Source organism: Shewanella indica, assembly GCF_033842865.1.
Classification (GTDB): Bacteria; Pseudomonadota; Gammaproteobacteria; order Enterobacterales; family Shewanellaceae; genus Shewanella; species Shewanella indica.
This window is the reverse complement of record NZ_JAWXXR010000001.1, coordinates 1,290,061-1,306,472: the sequence shown is the minus strand read 5'-3', so window position 1 is coordinate 1,306,472 and position 16,412 is coordinate 1,290,061. Positions and strand designations below refer to the sequence as shown.

The 16,412-nt window shown below is 51.8% G+C and carries 14 protein-coding genes and 1 pseudogene; 8 read left to right on the top strand and 7 right to left on the bottom strand.

Annotated features, from left to right (window positions below; genetic code table 11):
* The first annotated feature begins 201 nt into the window (after positions 1–201).
* The 4 genes from ftsY (at position 202) to rpoH (ending at position 4,515) form a co-directional block, all read left to right on the top strand.
* Positions 202–1,821 (top strand): signal recognition particle-docking protein FtsY, encoded by a 1,620-nt coding sequence (ftsY, locus tag SIL79_RS06085; protein WP_319619068.1) that lies wholly within the window; start codon positions 202–204, stop codon positions 1,819–1,821.
* A gap of 3 nt (positions 1,822–1,824) precedes the next feature.
* On the top strand, positions 1,825–2,517 hold the full coding sequence (gene ftsE, locus SIL79_RS06080; RefSeq protein ID WP_025012145.1) for a cell division ATP-binding protein FtsE: 693 nt from the start codon (positions 1,825–1,827) through the stop codon (positions 2,515–2,517).
* 3 nt (positions 2,518–2,520) lie between these two features.
* Positions 2,521–3,486, top strand: a complete 966-nt coding sequence (gene ftsX, locus SIL79_RS06075) for a permease-like cell division protein FtsX (RefSeq protein WP_071476133.1) — start codon at positions 2,521–2,523, stop codon at positions 3,484–3,486.
* A 171-nt stretch (positions 3,487–3,657) separates the two neighbouring features.
* Positions 3,658–4,515 (top strand): RNA polymerase sigma factor RpoH, encoded by an 858-nt coding sequence (rpoH, locus tag SIL79_RS06070; protein ID WP_028780766.1) that lies wholly within the window; start codon positions 3,658–3,660, stop codon positions 4,513–4,515.
* 210 nt (positions 4,516–4,725) lie between these two features.
* On the opposite strand, the gene SIL79_RS06065 is transcribed toward rpoH, so the two are convergent.
* The gene (locus SIL79_RS06065; RefSeq protein WP_071476134.1) at positions 4,726–5,883 is read right to left on the bottom strand and encodes an iron-containing alcohol dehydrogenase; all 1,158 of its coding nucleotides are present in this window, start codon (positions 5,881–5,883) and stop codon (positions 4,726–4,728) included.
* A 192-nt stretch (positions 5,884–6,075) separates the two neighbouring features.
* Here SIL79_RS06065 and SIL79_RS06060 point away from each other — a divergent pair, with 192 nt between their 5' ends.
* Positions 6,076–6,945: an AraC family transcriptional regulator gene (locus SIL79_RS06060; protein WP_039035744.1), complete on the top strand. Its 870-nt coding sequence runs from the start codon at positions 6,076–6,078 to the stop codon at positions 6,943–6,945.
* Here the strand turns inward: SIL79_RS06060 and SIL79_RS06055 are convergent.
* Together SIL79_RS06055 and SIL79_RS06050 are read right to left on the bottom strand one after the other, a co-directional pair.
* Entirely contained in the window at positions 6,942–7,484 is a 543-nt protein-coding gene (locus SIL79_RS06055) for a type II secretion system protein (RefSeq protein ID WP_071476135.1), read from the bottom strand. The two genes, SIL79_RS06060 and SIL79_RS06055, sit on opposite strands and share 4 nt — an antisense overlap.
* Before the next feature lie 149 nt (positions 7,485–7,633).
* Positions 7,634–8,698, bottom strand: coding sequence for a type I restriction endonuclease (locus SIL79_RS06050; RefSeq protein ID WP_039036201.1), 1,065 nt, complete (start codon positions 8,696–8,698; stop codon positions 7,634–7,636).
* 285 nt (positions 8,699–8,983) lie between these two features.
* On the opposite strand from SIL79_RS06050, the gene SIL79_RS06045 reads away from it, so the two are divergent.
* Positions 8,984–9,328, top strand: a complete 345-nt coding sequence (locus tag SIL79_RS06045) for a hypothetical protein (RefSeq protein ID WP_200888005.1) — start codon at positions 8,984–8,986, stop codon at positions 9,326–9,328.
* Between the two features lie 96 nt (positions 9,329–9,424).
* On the opposite strand, the gene SIL79_RS06040 is transcribed toward SIL79_RS06045, so the two are convergent.
* Both SIL79_RS06040 and SIL79_RS06035 read right to left on the bottom strand, forming a co-directional pair.
* Positions 9,425–10,951 carry a tetratricopeptide repeat protein gene (locus tag SIL79_RS06040; RefSeq protein ID WP_319619067.1) on the bottom strand — a complete coding sequence of 509 codons (1,527 nt, stop codon included), beginning with the start codon at positions 10,949–10,951 and terminating at the stop codon, positions 9,425–9,427.
* Positions 10,952–11,125: 174 nt separating this feature from the next.
* Positions 11,126–13,102 (bottom strand): ligand-gated channel protein, encoded by a 1,977-nt coding sequence (locus tag SIL79_RS06035; RefSeq protein WP_071476137.1) that lies wholly within the window; start codon positions 13,100–13,102, stop codon positions 11,126–11,128.
* A 178-nt stretch (positions 13,103–13,280) separates the two neighbouring features.
* Here SIL79_RS06035 and SIL79_RS06030 point away from each other — a divergent pair, with 178 nt between their 5' ends.
* Positions 13,281–14,198, top strand: a complete 918-nt coding sequence (locus SIL79_RS06030; protein WP_039036024.1) for a LysR family transcriptional regulator — start codon at positions 13,281–13,283, stop codon at positions 14,196–14,198.
* Between the two features lie 253 nt (positions 14,199–14,451).
* On the opposite strand, the pseudogene SIL79_RS06025 reads toward SIL79_RS06030, so the two are convergent.
* Positions 14,452–14,595, bottom strand: a pseudogene (locus tag SIL79_RS06025) (excalibur calcium-binding domain-containing protein); the annotation flags it as partial.
* Positions 14,596–14,940: 345 nt separating this feature from the next.
* Positions 14,941–15,114, bottom strand: coding sequence for a hypothetical protein (locus tag SIL79_RS06020; RefSeq protein ID WP_157822972.1), 174 nt, complete (start codon positions 15,112–15,114; stop codon positions 14,941–14,943).
* A 333-nt stretch (positions 15,115–15,447) separates the two neighbouring features.
* Between SIL79_RS06020 and SIL79_RS06015 the strand changes: the two genes are divergently transcribed.
* Positions 15,448–16,356, top strand: a complete 909-nt coding sequence (locus SIL79_RS06015; RefSeq protein WP_071476144.1) for a patatin-like phospholipase family protein — start codon at positions 15,448–15,450, stop codon at positions 16,354–16,356.
* Positions 16,357–16,412 lie beyond the last annotated feature (56 nt).

Genomic DNA, 16,412 nt, shown 5'->3' with positions numbered 1-16,412 from the left:
GAAAGAAAGTGGTAGACTATGCCACCTTAAAAGCGTCGCTATTTTATAACAAACTCAGCCGAAAAGGTGAGATGAAGCTAAAGCCCTTTATCGCTCGGGAATGCCAGTAACAGGCCCCGCTGCTCCAGGGAAATAGTTGCGACCTCAAGCGGGAGCCCGGCTCCTGAAGATCCCCCACGATGTTGAGCACTGGTAGCACTGATGGCAAAGAAAGGTTTTTTTTCCTGGTTTCGTAAAGACAAACACAACGACGAAGCCGAACAGGCGGCCAAACTCGCCGAACAACAGGCTGCAGAAGCCGCGGCAGAGGCCGAACGTTTAGCTGCTGAAAAAGCCCAGGCCGAACAAGCCGAAGCCGAGCGTCTGGCCGCTGAAAAGGCCCAGGCCGAGCAGGCCGAAGCCGAGCGTATTGCGGTTGAAAAGGCCCAGGCCGAACAGGCAGAAGCCGAGCGTATTGCCGCTGAAAAGGCCCAGGCCGAACAGGCCGAAGCCGAGCGTATTGCCGCTGAAAAGGCCCAAGCCGAGCAGGCCGAAGCCGAACGTCTGGCCGCTGAAAAGGCCCAGGCCGAGCAGGCAGAAGCCGAGCGTATTGCCGCTGAAAAGGCCCAGGCAGAGCAGGCAGAAGCTGAACGTCTGGCCGCTGAAAAGACCCAGGCCGAGCAGGCAGAAGCCGAGCGTATTGCGGTTGAAAAGGCTCAGGCCGAGCAGGCCGAAGCCGAGCGTATTGCCGCTGAAAAGGCCCAGGCAGAGCAAGCCGAAGCTGAGCGTCTGGCGGCTGAAAAGGCCCAGGCCGAGCAGGCAGAAGCTGAACGTTTGGCCGCTGAAAAAGCACAAGCTGAACAGGTTGCCGAGGAACAAGCTCAACCTGAGCCACAGGCAAAACCTGCTAAAGAGGGCTTCTTTGCCCGCCTCAAGCGGGGGCTGATGCGCACCAGCGAAAATATCGGTAGCGGTTTTATCGGCCTGTTTCGTGGTAAAAAGATTGATGATGACCTGTTTGAAGAGCTGGAAGAGCAACTGCTTATTGCCGACGTTGGGGTAGAAACCACCAGTCGGTTGATCTCCAGCCTGACAGATCATGCTTCACGCAAGCAGCTCAAGGATGCCGAAGCCTTATATGAATTGCTGCAGCAGGAGATGCTGGCGACGCTGGAGCCTGTGAGTGCGCCTCTGGTGCCGGACAATGCTGCCGGGCCTTTCGTTATTTTAATGGTGGGTGTCAACGGCGTTGGCAAGACTACTACGATAGGCAAGTTGGCCAAACAGTATCAGCGCGAAGGCAAGTCTGTCATGCTGGCTGCCGGTGATACTTTCCGCGCCGCTGCAGTTGAGCAGTTGCAGGTTTGGGGCCAGCGCAATGATATTCCTGTGATTGCCCAGCATACAGGTGCTGATAGCGCTTCTGTGTTGTTTGATGCCCTGCAGGCTGCCAAGGCCAGAAATGTTGATGTGTTGATTGCCGATACCGCAGGTCGCTTGCAGAACAAGAGCCATCTGATGGACGAGCTGAAGAAAGTGGTTCGGGTGATGAAGAAACTGGATCCGGACGCTCCCCATGAAGTGATGCTGACCCTGGATGCCTGTACGGGCCAGAATGCCATCAGTCAGGCGCAACTGTTCCAGGAAGCGGTCGGGGTTACCGGTATCAGTATCAGTAAGCTGGATGGCACAGCCAAAGGCGGAGTTATCTTTGCCATTGCCGATAAATTTGGTATTCCTATTCGTTACATAGGCGTGGGAGAGCAGATAGACGATCTGCGTACCTTCAATGCCAAAGACTTTATCGAAGCCCTGTTCAGTCAGGAGAAGGCGGATAACTGATATATGATTCGATTTGAGCAGGTCAGCAAAATTTACGCCGGGGGCCAAAAGGCACTGTCTGATGTGAGTTTTCATCTTCAGCGGGGCGAAATGGCCTTTCTTACCGGACATTCCGGAGCCGGTAAGAGTACCTTGCTCAAATTGATCACTGTTATCGAGCGCGCCAGTGCCGGCCGGGTATGGATCAACGGTCATGATATCGCCGGTATCAAGCGCGGCCATGTGCCTTATCTGCGCCGCGATATCGGGATGATCTTCCAAAGCCACCATCTATTGATGGACCGCAGCGTGTTTGACAATGTGGCGCTGCCCTTGGTTATCGAAGGTTTTACCCTGGGGGAGATCCGCAAGCGGGTCGCCGGTGCTCTGGATATGGTGGGGCTCTATGGTAAAGAGCGCCATAATCCCATCATGCTTTCGGGCGGTGAGCAGCAGCGGGTAGGCATTGCCAGGGCGATAGTCAACAAACCCCCTCTATTGCTGGCCGATGAACCTACGGGTAACCTGGACCCCAAGCTATCCATGGATATTCTCAGGCTGTTTGAAACCTTCAATGATGCGGGCACCAGCGTGTTGATTGCCACCCATGATCTCGGTCTTATCGCCAGAATGAAATACCGCACCCTAACCCTGAAGCAGGGACGGATGATAGGTGGTGAAGAACTGGGGACCAGCCCCATGAGCGCTAAGGAATAAGCTATGTCTGCCCAGCCTTCATTGACCCGCAGTAAACTCCCGCTTTCCGGCCGGATAGTGATGTTTTTTATCCGCCATATACAGCATGCCATGGCAAGCATGGGTGAGTTGTGGCGCAACCCTATCTCATCGCTGATGACCATGGCTGTGCTGGGGGTCAGTCTGAGTTTGCCGGCCGCCTTGCAGGTGCTGGTAAAAAATGCCGAAACCATTACCCAATCCTGGAACAGTGCGGCACAGATCTCCTTGTTTATTGAGGGGAACCGCTCAGAGCAGAGTATTCAGAGCCTGCTGGCGCGGATTAAGGTCTACCCGGAAATCGACACGGTCGACTATATCAATCGTGACGAGGCACTGGCGGAGTTCCAACAGCTGTCAGGTTTCGGCGAGGCGCTTTCCTATCTGGAAAGCAACCCTTTGCCGGCGGTGATCAGCGTGATCCCCACTGAAAAGTATTCCAGCCCCGCAGGCGCCAGAGAGCTTTTGACCAAGCTGGAGCGTGAGCCTGAAGTGAGCTTTGGCCGTCTGGATATCGAGTGGCTGGAGCGCTTACAGGCGCTGGTGCGCTTGTTGGAACGTACCGTGCTGGCGTTGGCGGCGCTGCTTATCCTGGCAGTGGTGCTGGTCATAGGCAACACTATTCGCCTGGCTATCATGAATCGGCGCAGTGAAATTGAGGTCATGAAGCTGGTCGGGGCCACTGAAACCTTTATTCAGCGGCCATTTCTCTATACCGGCATCTGGTATGGTGTTATCGGCGGCATGCTCGCCTGGGTGATAATCAACCTCTTGGTCTGGTATCTGGATGGGGCGCTGGCCTCGCTTTTGGGCCTATATGGCAGCCAACTCGAGATGCAGTCTCTGACCTTTGTTGAGCTGCTGCAAATGATGGCACTGGCCTCATTTTTAGGTTGGTTGGGGTCTTTCCTGTCGGTGCGTCAACACCTGCGAGCCATAGAGCCTCATTGAGGTAAAAATGAACTTATCTTCACTTGCATTGTCCTATTTTCGGGGTAAAAATAATCCCGGATGTTGGATACGGCGTTGACAATATATGTCAATTGACCGATAGTGCATCGGCTCATCAGCGTTTTTTTCGACCCGAAATGAGCATCAAAGCAGTAAGAAACAGGAGCGTGAATGACTGATCAAACGCAATCAATGGCACTGATGGTTCCCCAAGGGAGCAGCAGTCTCGAGGCCTATATCCATTCGGTAAACAGCATGACTATGCTGGACGCCGAGCAGGAGTATGAGCTGGCGAAGCGTTTGCAGGAAACCGGTGATCTGCAGGCGGCTAAGCAACTGATTATGTCGCACTTACGTTTTGTGGTGCATATTGCCCGCGGTTATGCGGGTTATGGCCTGCCACAGGCAGACCTGATCCAGGAAGGCAATATAGGCCTGATGAAGGCGGTCAAGCGTTTCGACCCTGATGTGGGTGTGCGTTTGGTGTCTTTTGCCGTGCACTGGATCAAGGCTGAAATTCATGAATATGTGCTGAAGAACTGGCGCATAGTTAAAGTCGCCACCACCAAGGCACAGCGTAAGTTATTCTTCAACCTGCGTAAGGCCAAGAAACGTCTGGGTTGGTTCAGCGATGAAGAGGTCACTATGGTGGCGGAGAATCTTGGTGTATCCAAACAGGATGTGACCGAGATGGAGTCGCGGATGGCGGCGCAGGATCCGGCCTTCGACCTGACCAATGATCACGATGATGATCATGACTTTGCCCCGGCGCTTTATCTGGAAGATCATTCTTCCGACTTGGCCGCCCAGGTAGAAAATGACAACTGGGAATCCAACGCCCAGAACAAGCTGTTGTCTGCCATCAAGACCTTGGATGAGCGCAGCCAGCATATTCTGCGGGCCCGTTGGTTGGACGATGAAAAGACCACACTGCAGGAATTGGCCGATACCTATCAGGTGTCTGCCGAGCGGATCCGTCAGTTGGAGAAAAACGCCATGAACAAGCTCAAGGCTTGTATGGACGTATAACATAACTTATTTAGTGTGTTGTTTTGATTGCTAATGAATGCCGTTCACCTCAAGTGAACGGCATTCTGCTTTCTTGACGGGCGTTTAAAGTATTATCCAGACGTTTTGTACCTGGATAATCTCGGTATTTCTCGCACCTTTTGCTGATTTTTGATTTAGCTGAGTGGGTTAATTCACTGACTCAAAGTTCAGTCTTATCGGTCGGTCGAATTACCAGGCAAGCTCAAGGATTTCACGGCTGCTGTCCAGACCAAGATCGCCGGTTTCAGACAAGGCAGTCATGCCGTGAGCTTCCAGTGCGGCAACAACGTCGGCGATACGCTCTTGCGGCACATCATAGTCGCGCAGGCGAGTCTTGAGGCCAACCTGTTCAAAGAAGGCCTGAGTGGCTGCAATAGCTTGCTCGATACGGCTGTCTTCATCACCCGAAGTGATATCCCAAACCCGCTCGGCATATTGCAGCAGCTTGGCGCGTTTCTGTTCCTTGCGCACCCGCCATACAGAGGGCAGGACTACGGCCAGCGTTTGCGCATGATCTATGCCGAACATGGCGGTCAGCTCGTGGCCTATCATATGAGTGGTCCAGTCTGCCGGTACGCCGCTGCCTATCATGCCATTGAGCGCCGAGGTGGCACTCCACACCAGGTTGGCGCGGGCATCATAGTTCTCCGGCTCGGCCACAGTGACAGGGCCTACTTCAATCAGGGTCTTCAGTATGCCCTCGGCCATTCTGTCCTGAACTCTGGCATCCACGGGGAAGGTGACGTATTGCTCGACCACGTGCACGAAAGAGTCGACTACGCCGTTGGCGACCTGGATCTTCGGCAAACTGAAGGTCAGGCTGGGATCCAGCACAGAGAATACCGGGAAACTCTGCGGATGAGTCACGGGAAACTTGCCACCCTGATGGCTGACCACTGCAAAAGCATTCATTTCTGAGCCTGTAGCCGGCAGTGTCGCCACTGTAGCGACAGGCAGTACCTCTGTGACAGGAACCGGGTTGAAACCGTGATGCAGCAAGCTGCTGCTGTCGCCATCGAATTTTGCCGCCAGGGCAATAAACTTGGTGCCGTCCATCACTGAACCGCCACCAACGGCCAACAGAAAGTCGATGGATTCGCGCCGCGCCAGTTCGGCAGCCCTGGCCAGGGTGTCATATTTGGGGTTGGCTTCAATGCCACCGAATTCAAACACAACGCGGTCGCCCAGCGCGGTTATGACCTTGTCCAGGGTGCCGAAGCGTTTGACACTGCCACCGCCGTAAGTCACCAGCACTCTGGCATTGGCCGGTACCAGTTGATCCAATTCTGCCAGTCTGTCTTTACCAAATACTATGTGGGTAGGGTTGCGATAGTCGAAATTGAGCATGATATTTCTCTCTTCTACAGCCGAAAACTATGGTTGCCATCTTAGTCCTCTCAGCTTGGATTGAAATACACATTGCTGGAGCATTTATGCCTATTCCTGCCTAGTTTGGTTGATAGTGGCTTGAATTTGGCTGTTTTGATGCTTTTTTCTGTGATGCTGCTAGTATCCAAACCCTGATGATTGGAGAGTGTTATGAGTGATATTGCAGCCTTAATGGCGGCCCTGGCGGTGGATGAAGGGGTCAACAGCACCAGCCTGCCAGGGGTGCATCTGTTTCGCAGTTCGGCCTATGGCAGCCGTGGCCCCATGTGTTATTCCCAAGGGATCATGATAGTCGGCCAGGGGCGTAAACGTGTCTATCTCGAAGATAAGATCTATGACTATGATCCGCAGAACACCTTGGTGATGACAGTACCTATGCCGGTGGAGTGTGAAACCTTTGCTTCCGAGGAAGAACCGGTATTGGTACTCATGGTGGATATAGATCTGCAGCAACTGAACCAGTTGATCCGCATGATGGATCAACACCACAAGGTGCCCAAGGATCTCGATGATGCTCGTCAGAGCGGCTTCTTTGTTGCCGCCAACAGTGAAGACATGCTCTGCTGTGTCGAGCGTTTGCTGCTGGCTCTGCAGTCGCCGTTGGAAGCCGAGGTCTTGGGTAAGGCCATGGTGCAAGAGTTGCTGTTTCGGGTATTGGCTTCCGACAATGCGGCGCCTTTATATGCGCTGGCGCTCAGTCATACCCGTTTATCCCGGGTAGAGAAGGCGCTCAAATATCTGCATCAGAACTATCGTGAAAGTGTGGAGGTAGAGCAGTTAGCCGAGTTGGTTAACATGAGTCCCTCGGCATTTCATCGCTGTTTCAAGGAGGTCACGGCCTCATCGCCCATTCAGTACTTGAAGAAGATCCGCCTTAATAAGGCCAAAGAGCTACTGCAAAGACAGCGCCTCAAGGTGAAGGAAGCGGCACTGGAAGTGGGCTATGAGAGCCCGGCTCAATTCAGCCGGGAGTTCAAGCGTTACTTCGATCAGAGTCCGGGGGAAACAGCCAGGCTTTAAGGCTGACTCCAAAAGGTTTTGTGAACCGAGACTTCACCAGTATCCGGCAGATATTCCATGATCAGTGTCTCTTCATTTTGCTGGATAAAATACACTGAGCGGTAGATACAGGTATTGGGCGTTTGTTTATAGGTATAGGCCACGTCGACAGTGGTTGTAGGCAGATTGGCATCTTCTACATAGGCTATGCTGAGGTCGGTATCTGTGAGGCCATGCCACAACTGTTCGCAGGCGTCGAAAATATGGGTGTCTTTGCCAGCGGTGGCATAGGGCCAGCCGTTGACACTGGAATCAACACTGCCATCACCAAAGCTGGCCAGATTGTCGATGGCGCCCTGTTCTCCCTTGGCCAGATAGCCACTGTGATAGAGTTTCACCGCAGATTCAAAGGCGGCATACTGGCCCCTGAGCACTTGCTCTGTGGCGTCGTCGCGCAGATTGAGAAACTTGGGCGCGGCCACTACTGCCAGGATCCCGAGGATAATAATCACCACTACAAGTTCAATTAGGGTAAAGCCCTGATACTGCTTTGCTTTCATTACATCGCCCGGTTTATAGAATAGAGATATTGCCAACAATCGTCGCCGATGCGGCAGTCTAGCCAAGCCTCTGAGGTCTGGCAAGTCGCGGATGATAAGAATAACAGCGAACTCACTTAATGAAGTGGCTCGCCGTTCGATCTTTTGCTTTACTCGTAGAAGGTGATTGTTTGCAGTAAGGCTTCACTATGCAGGAATATATCGTCTACTGAGTCTAACGGATGACGGGTTTCATTCTTCTCATGGTCCATTAATCCGAGATATTTCTGTTTGGTATTAAAGTGCAGTCTGCAAATAGGCTTGCGATTATTGTTGTCCAGTAGAACTCCGAAATAGCTTTGCGTATCTCGTCCGGTGATTCTACTAACATCGACTTTTTGTCTAAGAATCGCCTTGATGACATTGTAGCCGTCAACCTCTTCTTCGGTCGTAATTATCCTTGGCTTATTTTCGATTTCGCCATCTGAGCCTGAGACTTCCTCAACGTCATCGGTCGCTCTATCTCCCATTGCAGACTTAAGTCTTTCATTAATACCGTCTTTCATAAACTGTTTGAGAGCTTTGGCCGTGATCTCAGTAAACTGTTGTTTTACCTTTGGAGTTAACATGCCGTCATAAACCCTGCTGGCAAAAAAGCGTACAAACTCTTCTTCAGGATTTTTGAACTGATCACTGATAATTCTCTTTATGTCACTTAGATATTTAAGTTCTCCAGCGGCATTGACGATAGACTCCATGTCAAATGTTGATTTTGTCAACTTTTTAACTTCCGGCACTATGTGTTCATCAATATTCTCCAGATCTAATACCAAAAAAGGCTTTTCATCCATCTTGTTGGGAGCGTCCAGATCAGTAAAAAAGAGGTACTGAACACCGTTGGTCAATATGGCAATTCTTGCTTTGGTGACTGAAAAATAGCGGAATAATTGGCTAGCATGTTTTATTGATAGTTTTTCGTTATATTTCTTGCACTCAATCAACATCAACACCTCTCCGTCTTTCATCAGCGCATAGTCGACTTTTTCTCCTTTTTTCGTTGGAGTATCGGCAGTGTACTCAGGGAGTACTTCATCTGGGTTGAATACGTCGTACCCTAATACAGAGCTTAGGAAAGGCATTATTAGTGCGTTCTTAGTTGCTTCTTCGGTTTGAAGGCTGGCGGATATTTGGGGGACGCGCTTTGATAGAGCTTGAATTCGTTCAATAAAATCCATTTCATTCACCTGTCATTTATTTAGAAAATGGGCGCTCCTAAGTACCACCATATAAATAGAAGCAGTTTTTAAAGTTTTCGGCATTGACCGATAGTTCTCGTTAGCTGATTTAGGGTTTAGCTTAAAGTTTGCACAATTTCCAGGTTAAGGTATTGTTTTGTATCAAACTATAGCTTTGTTCACACTCCGGCGACCTAAAGCAGACCCATCTTCTACTAGGCTGGTTGAGCCTGTGGCGGGATGGCGGGCTAATATTGATACTGAAACTATCAGGGAGGAAAGCAGATGAAATGGATTGGGATCTTGTGTGGCTTGCTGGTGTCACTGCCGGTAGCTGCTGCCGGAGGGGAATACTTCTCTGAGGAGATAGTTCAGCAAGGCACTTTAGCTAATGAAACCCTGCTTAAGGATGCTATGCCGGGAGTGGCCGCCGAAGTGGCTCGCCGCGGCTGCGAGGTGCCGGAGCAGTTTTTTGCCTTTGTGCTGGCGATGCCCAAAGGCGAAGTCGGTGAGCGCTACTGGCATGAACGCTGGATAGTAGAAGGTTGTGAGCGTGAGTACCCGGTGGATATTGAATTTCGTGAAGATGGTGTCAACGCCGCCTACTGGACCATCAAGAATAAAGGTTGAACCTTTGGGTTAGCGATTTTGCCAATCTTCTCAGAAACAACAGACCCAAGCCTTGGCCTGGGTCTGTATCTTCAAGGTTTAACATATAAACAGGCTTTAAGCGGCCGCGGGGTTGTTTTGCGGCAGTTGCGCCTGAATCTCTTCGAGACGCTGCTCATACCAGGCAGTTTCGGCCTCGGTAAAGCTTTGCAGCAGTTCCTGTTGCTGCAGCACTAGATTCCCCTGAAAACCAAACTGGTTATGTTCTGCCAGTTCCAGATACAGCCATACGGCGGCATCTACCCGTTTATCCAGCTTGAGGCAGGTTTCATACAGCTCTTCATAGGCTAGAGTTTCTCCGCCGAAGGCGGCCTTTTCCAGCCAGTGCAGCGCTTGTTGCAGCTCCTGGTATTCTTGCTCATCCGCATACAGTAGAGCTTGGCCCTTGAGTAGGTCCAATCTGGCCTGGGCCAGGTTGTCTATGGGGTGCAGGGTCAAATATTCCTGTTTGAGAGCTTGGGCTTGCTGCTTTTCCGATTGGCTCAGACGTGCTGCCAGAGTCTCTTTGGCGGCGATATACTCGGCTTCTTCAGCCATGGCGGAAAACTCGAAATGCATCAGTGCCAGCGGCAGTTGGCGATTGATGCCCAGCCCTTGTTGATAGAGTTTGCCGAGCTGAAAGTGGGCACCCAGATCCCAGGCTTGCGCCAGGGGTTCAAGTATTGCCTTGGCACGCAGATGATCCTGACTGTCGTGGGAGTGTTCGAGTAGGAAGCCGGCCCAAATAGTGGCAGCCACGCTGTTTTCTTCGTCGGCTGCGGCCTTTTCCAACCACTCTCTGGCCTTGTGCAGATCTTGGGGTAATTGGTCACCGCTCAGGTAGCGCTGTCCTAATGTCAGTTGCGAGTAACTGCTGTCTTTTGCCTGCTCAATCAAGAGTCGTTCGGCCTGGCGTTTATCCACCGGGCCACCTTGGCCTTGCAACATCATTTCCGCCAGATGGCCGCCGCTGGCCGCTTCACCCAGCTGGTGCCCCTTGGTGAGCCAGAATCTCGCTTGCTGCATATCGGCTTCACCTTGTCTGGGTTCCTGCAGTAATTTTCCCAGATGAAAGCAGGCCTCGGGATCATCTTTGGCAGCGGCCAACTCGAGCCATTTCATCGCCTTGCTGCCATCTTTATCGAGTATCGGGTTACGGGCATAGACCCGTCCCAGTTGGCTTTGGCTCTCAATATCACCGGCTTCGGCTCTGGGGAGTAAGTTTTGCTCCAGCAGCTGAATATTGTCACCAAAAGCAGGGTGTTGGTTCAGCTCCAGCATCAGGTCATGGAGCTTGGCAAATTCATTGTCCAATGACGAGGCCTTGGCGGCCCAGTGCATCGCCTTGTCGGCATCATTGGGGACCATCTCCAGCTCGGGACGGGTATAGAACTCATAGAGCATTTGGGCGGCGGCGGGATGATCTTTATTGGCGGCCTGTTCCAGCAGCGCTATGCCTTCATCGACGCTATTTCTGCCAATCAGTCTCAAGCCTTCATTGGCCATGGCATCCGGGTCGCCACTTTTTACCGCCTGGGCTCGTTGCCACTTTTTCAGGGCGATAAAGAAGGCCACAAACGCGATAATGATCAGTATCAGTTTCATTGTTTTCCTTAACCTTGGGAAGTTGGCGTGGACACAGTAAACGCTGTCATGATGTTTTTGCAACAGCTAATAAAAGACCGCGGCAGCGCGCGGTCTTTGGAGTGAGAGAGTTGAATGGCGCCAGTCTATCCCAGAACTGTTCCGGCTTATAAAAACGGCATAAGATTTCCTTCGTTAGAAACTCCAGGTCATTCCCATCCAATAGCGACGGCCGTCTTCGATATAGCCGTATTCTTCCTGGGTAATCTCTTTGTCCAGTAGATTATAGATACCGGCGCTGAGTTTGAGGTTTTCCATCAGTTGCAGGTTGGCACCTATATCCAGCAGTGTGTAAGAGGGGGCTACCAGGGTTGATGAAGAGGGGCCCGTAGTGGGCTGGCTTTCTTCACCTCGGTAGTGCACCCTGGCCCAACTGCCCCAACTGTCGTTGATTTGCCAGTTAAGGGAGGTTTGCAGTAAGTGCTTGGGCAGTTTATTCAGGGGGCTGCCCTGATAGCGACCCGTTTTTTGCTCTGAGTCTGTGTAGGTGTAGTTGGCCGAAAGTTGGATGTCATCATTGATGTCATAGCTGAAATCCAACTCGAACCCTTGGGTTACCGCCTCATCCACATTCACATAAGTGGTGGGATCCGAGCCAAACCGGTTCGGACCATCGGTACACTGACTCTCGGGGCAGGGTACTCGGGTAATTTTGTCTTCAAACTCGTTATAGAAGACTGTCATGGCCGTGGTGATATTATCGCCGAAGCCGGTGTGCAGCCCCAGCTCGTAGTTGATTGAGGTCTCGGGTTTTAGATCCGGGTTACCGTACATATTGCCACCGCGGCTGACCTGGCCCCAATCCGGCACTGTTTGTCTCAGGCTTGGCGCCCTGAAGCCGGTGGAAACACCACCTTTGAGCGTTGTGCTGTCAGTCAGGTTCCAGACTCCATAGACACGGGGGCTGAAGTGCTCGCCAAAGTTTTCGTCATCATCCATGCGTAGACCGGCCGTCAAGGCAAAGGTGTCGCTCATGCGCCATTCGTTTTCGGCAAATACCGACCATTGGCGTCTGCTGATGTCGCTACGGTCACCTACCTGATTACCTGTTTTATCACTGAGATCCTGGTAATTGAAGGCGGCTCCAAAGGTGGTAGTATGACTATCTCCAAAGCCGGTGATCAGACTGGTCTGGGCATCAGTGTTTTTGATGGTCATTGCCCGGCTTTTGTTTTCAAACTCTTCATATTTGACCCAGGTGTTACTCGTGCCTATTTCCCAGCGGCCCGTGTGTGCCAAGGAATACTTGCGGCTTTCATATTCTGTTGTGGAGGACGCCGGGCAGCCAAAACGGCCACAAGGTTTGCCGGGAGCGAGGGGGGCGACTGTTTTGCCAAGAGTGCTGTCCAATTCCTGAGTGGCACTGCTGACCTCCAAAATGATGTCGTGGTCGTCACTCGGAGTCAGCGAGAAACGGGCGCTGAGATTGTTGGCATCTCGGCCGCGGTAACCGCCGGTGATCTGGTCTTCTTCTCGCTTGGTGTATTGTCCATAGAGTTGTAGACCCAGCCAGTCCGGGATCAGGGCCCCGCTGACAAAGAAGTTACCCTGATAGATATTGCCGGATTCGCTGCGTTCCTGAACTGTGCTGTCCAACCTGAGTTCGCCTTGCCAGTTTTCCGGAACCTTGCGGGTGATGATATTGATCACCCCGCCTATGGCATCAGAGCCATACAGGGATGACATAGGGCCGCGTACTACTTCGATTCTGTCTATTGCCGACAATGGCGGTGTCCAGGCGCCTTCGACTCCCGGGCCATCGCTGTTGGTACGAGTCTCCCGGGATGACTGGCGCATGCCATCCACCAGGATCAGTGTGTATTGGCTTCCCATACCCCTTAGGCTAATGTCACGGCGATCGCTGCCGCCGGTAACCACGACGCCGGGCACATCCAGCATGGCATCGGTAATATCGCGGTAGAAACGGCTATCCAGTTGTTCTCGGGTAAGCACGCTGATAGAGGCGGGAGCATCCTTGAGTTGTTGCTCGTAGCCGGAGGCTGTAACCACTATGACTTCCATGTCTTGGGGCGCTTCATCGGCCTGAGCTGCAGGTATGAGTAAGAGTGCGGCAATGACGCTGGCCAGTGGGCTGATTCGACATAAAGGCATAGGTTTTGGACTCCTGAATGATAAATGCAAACTATGTAAATGAGAATGATTTTCAATGGCGAGAATTTACGCCGATGATACAATCCTCTCAAGCGCATTTTTCTGGAAACACAGTTAAGGATTGCTTTATAGCGACTGCCGAAACTGAGAGTTTTTGCTGTTTTAATGGGGCTGAAAGATGAATAGGCAGATGGTCAAGGCGATGCTGGTATTTGCCACTACAGTTGAGAAGGGCACCATGAATGCCGCCGCCAGGCAGTTATGCATGAGTACATCTGCCGTTAGCCAGCAGATATTCAAGCTGGAGCAGCAGCTTGGGCTTGGGCTACTTAACCGCAGCACCAGGGCGTTAACGCCTACCGAGGCTGGCAAACTCTTTTACCAGAGCTGCGTGCAGATGATTGCTCTTGCCGATGAGACAGAGCTACAGCTGAGTCGTTTGAAGGACGGTCCGGCCGGTGAGTTGCGGATAGCCGCCCCTGTGGGCTTTGGTGGAGGGCTTCTCAGTGAGCCGCTAAGGCGTCTGTTGGAAGCGCATCCCGGCATTCAATTGTCGTTGCAGCTGCAGGATGAGGCAGTGGATCTGGTGGGGAGTGGCATAGATCTGGCCATTTGTATCGGACCTTTGGCCGATTCGGCGCTGGTGGCGCATCATCTGGCCGATTGGCAGATGCTCTTGTGCGTGGCACCGGACTTTCTGCGTCGGCGAGGGAACTCAATGCCAAGCTATCCTGGTGAACTGCAGGACTGGGAGCGTCTGTGTCATAAGGGGAGTATGGTGCAAGACAGTATGTTGAGTCATACCGTCAGTGGTGAGCAGCTGTCTCTGGCGCCAGGGCGCCTGGCCGTCAACAATATGCAGAGTCTGATCCGTTTTACCCTGGATGGTTTGGGTTATGCGGCCTTGCCGGAGCCTGAAGTGCGGCAGTTTTTGCAGCAGGGTTTACTGTTAACTTTGTTGCCTGACTGGCAACTGCCGCGGTACAGCGTCTATGCCTTGACCGCTGGGCGTGAGGGGCAAGCTCCTAAAATTCGTGAGGCGATAGCGACCCTGGGCGCATGTTTCACCGCACATGGACCTCGGCCAGATTTTTAAACCTTGAGATATCGTGTGTTTGGTCACCAAATCCGCTCACAGATGAAACTTTTTGTATCAGTAATACCAAGTTGTGCTTGTCACTTAAGTGTTGATGCTTAGACCTGGGCTGGATTTTGATGTGACGATGAGCTTTCCAGCATGATAGCCTTGGCCGATAAAGCGCTCTATCAAGGCAAGAAACATGGCCGCAACTGTTGGCAGTTGTCTGGTCGTGAGTGAGCTATAGCCGCTGCTTGAGAAATAGCGTGACTCACCAGCGGCTGTCGTTTTCACAGGGACGGCCATCATTGTCGCCGTCCATTTTGGTGTTGGGGCAGTAACGGTTGAAGTATTCGGCTTCGGCCCTGGAGGTCATCTGGCTGCAATATCGGCGCCCATCGCAGTGGAAACCTGTGTCCATCTCCACAGGCTTACTGGCATAGCGCGGCGAGGTTTGAGCCGCTTCGCGGATACTGTTGCTTAGGGTGTCTTGGTGAATTTTGGTCAGCTGTTGCGGTTCATTACCACTGAGCTTTACCCAACTCAGATAACAGGCATAACCAAAAATAAAATAAAAACAAAGCGTTTCATCTTTTTACCTTAAGAATTTTGGCATCCTTGGCCAAATTGAAGTTGGCTTTGCGTCTTTGAGTGGCGAAATCACCCAAGGTGAAATTTTACGTTGTTGTTGCAGCTTGTTCCGGGGAATGTTTTAACTTAAATTTGACTTGTGTCACCCTATTGCCGGGTGCTGTGCAGTTTACTCTTCCGCCAAGGCCTGGAGCCTGTTAACTTCGTCTTGCACTTGCTGCACATATTTGTCCCAGTAGCCCAACTGTCGAAATTCTTCCAGGCAACAGCGATAGAGTTTGAGTTTGTGCTTGTTGGCCAACTGCGGTAGTAAGCAGATTTCCCCTTGATTGTTAGCATCCATTCTTTTAACTCCTGTCCGCCAATACAGCATGGCTTCCTGCCACGGTAGATAAATTACTTTTTAATCAGTTGCCTGATAATGCCGGTTCGCCTGATATCCGCAATGTTGTGATTTGTCCAAATATAGCCAAACCCGGTGCCACCCAGGTTTACCAAGGATAAGCTGGTCATCAACTAGAATATTTTTGGCGGATTTCTTAATAAAAAATCAGTATAAGCTTAAGTAGTTCAGGGCAATTTTCTTACTGCTAAAGTACAGGTTTTGTAAGAGTGGCTTTCCCTGTGGGTCATGCTTGGCTATGCTGCGCTATTGGCTGTATTGGGGGAAATCATCATGGTCATAGCGTTTAGGCAACAGCAAGGCACGGCTTTGGTGCTGGAGGGCGGTGGCTTGCGCGCCATTTATACCGCCGGGGTGCTGGATGCTTTTCTGGAAGCCGGAGTTATGTTTGATTATCAGGTGGGTGTTTCCGCTGGCGCCATCTACCCGGCTTCGTATCTGTCCAGGCAGAAGGGGCGTAATCTGTTAATTCAGCAGCGTTATCTTGAAGATAAACGCTACATGGGCATGAGACATCTGTTGAAGACGGGCAATTACGTCAACACTGACTTCACCTACAGACGCATGGCTCATGAGTTGTTGCCGTTCGATTTTGAGACTTTCCTGTCTTCGGGAGCCGAATTCAAAATAGGCGCCTTCAACTGCCTTTCCGGTGAAACCGACTTCTTTGGTATGAGTGACTTTGACGGCCACGAGCAGCTGTTGCAGATACTGATCGCCTCCAGCAGTCTGCCTTTTATCTCCAAACCCGTTGCCATTAATGGCGTGCCTTATCTTGATGGTGGCATCGCGGCTCCTATCCCGCTAGAGCAAGCCAGAGCCGACGGCTATCAAAAACAACTGGTTATCCTGACTCAGGCTGCAGATTACAGTAAGTCAGCCTTTAAATTCAAATGGTTGGCACAAAAAGCTTATCGGCGTTATCCCAAGGTTGCCGAGGCTTTGTTGAGGCGTCATCAGGTGTATAACCAGGCACAACAGCAATTACAACAGGCGGTGGCAGCAGGGAGTGCTATGGTGATCCAGCCTAACATGGCACTGGACTTGTCGAGGCTGGAGCGCGACATCAACAAGGTAGAGGCTGTGTATCATTTAGGGTTGGCCGATGGCCGTGAGGTGCTGCCTGCTGTGCTGGAGTTCTGTTGTTATGATGACAAGCCAAGCGGCGTCCATAGAGCGTAAATGACTCAGAAGTTCTGAGGGGCATGCCAAGTTAGTGTCAGCCTGAATGGCTGACA

Bases quoted from the DNA above. Each gene is read 5' to 3' on its own strand.
- ftsY (WP_319619068.1), top strand. From the start codon at position 202: ATGGCAAAGAAAGGTTTTTTTTCCTGGTTTCGTAAAGACAAACACAAC.
- ftsE (WP_025012145.1), top strand. From the start codon at position 1,825: ATGATTCGATTTGAGCAGGTCAGCAAAATTTACGCCGGGGGCCAAAAG.
- ftsX (WP_071476133.1), top strand. From the start codon at position 2,521: ATGTCTGCCCAGCCTTCATTGACCCGCAGTAAACTCCCGCTTTCCGGC.
- rpoH (WP_028780766.1), top strand. From the start codon at position 3,658: ATGACTGATCAAACGCAATCAATGGCACTGATGGTTCCCCAAGGGAGC.
- SIL79_RS06065 (WP_071476134.1), bottom strand. From the start codon at position 5,883: ATGCTCAATTTCGACTATCGCAACCCTACCCACATAGTATTTGGTAAA.
- SIL79_RS06060 (WP_039035744.1), top strand. From the start codon at position 6,076: ATGAGTGATATTGCAGCCTTAATGGCGGCCCTGGCGGTGGATGAAGGG.
- SIL79_RS06055 (WP_071476135.1), bottom strand. From the start codon at position 7,484: ATGAAAGCAAAGCAGTATCAGGGCTTTACCCTAATTGAACTTGTAGTG.
- SIL79_RS06050 (WP_039036201.1), bottom strand. From the start codon at position 8,698: ATGGATTTTATTGAACGAATTCAAGCTCTATCAAAGCGCGTCCCCCAA.
- SIL79_RS06045 (WP_200888005.1), top strand. From the start codon at position 8,984: ATGAAATGGATTGGGATCTTGTGTGGCTTGCTGGTGTCACTGCCGGTA.
- SIL79_RS06040 (WP_319619067.1), bottom strand. From the start codon at position 10,951: ATGAAACTGATACTGATCATTATCGCGTTTGTGGCCTTCTTTATCGCC.
- SIL79_RS06035 (WP_071476137.1), bottom strand. From the start codon at position 13,102: ATGCCTTTATGTCGAATCAGCCCACTGGCCAGCGTCATTGCCGCACTC.
- SIL79_RS06030 (WP_039036024.1), top strand. From the start codon at position 13,281: ATGAATAGGCAGATGGTCAAGGCGATGCTGGTATTTGCCACTACAGTT.
- SIL79_RS06020 (WP_157822972.1), bottom strand. From the start codon at position 15,114: ATGGATGCTAACAATCAAGGGGAAATCTGCTTACTACCGCAGTTGGCC.
- SIL79_RS06015 (WP_071476144.1), top strand. From the start codon at position 15,448: ATGGTCATAGCGTTTAGGCAACAGCAAGGCACGGCTTTGGTGCTGGAG.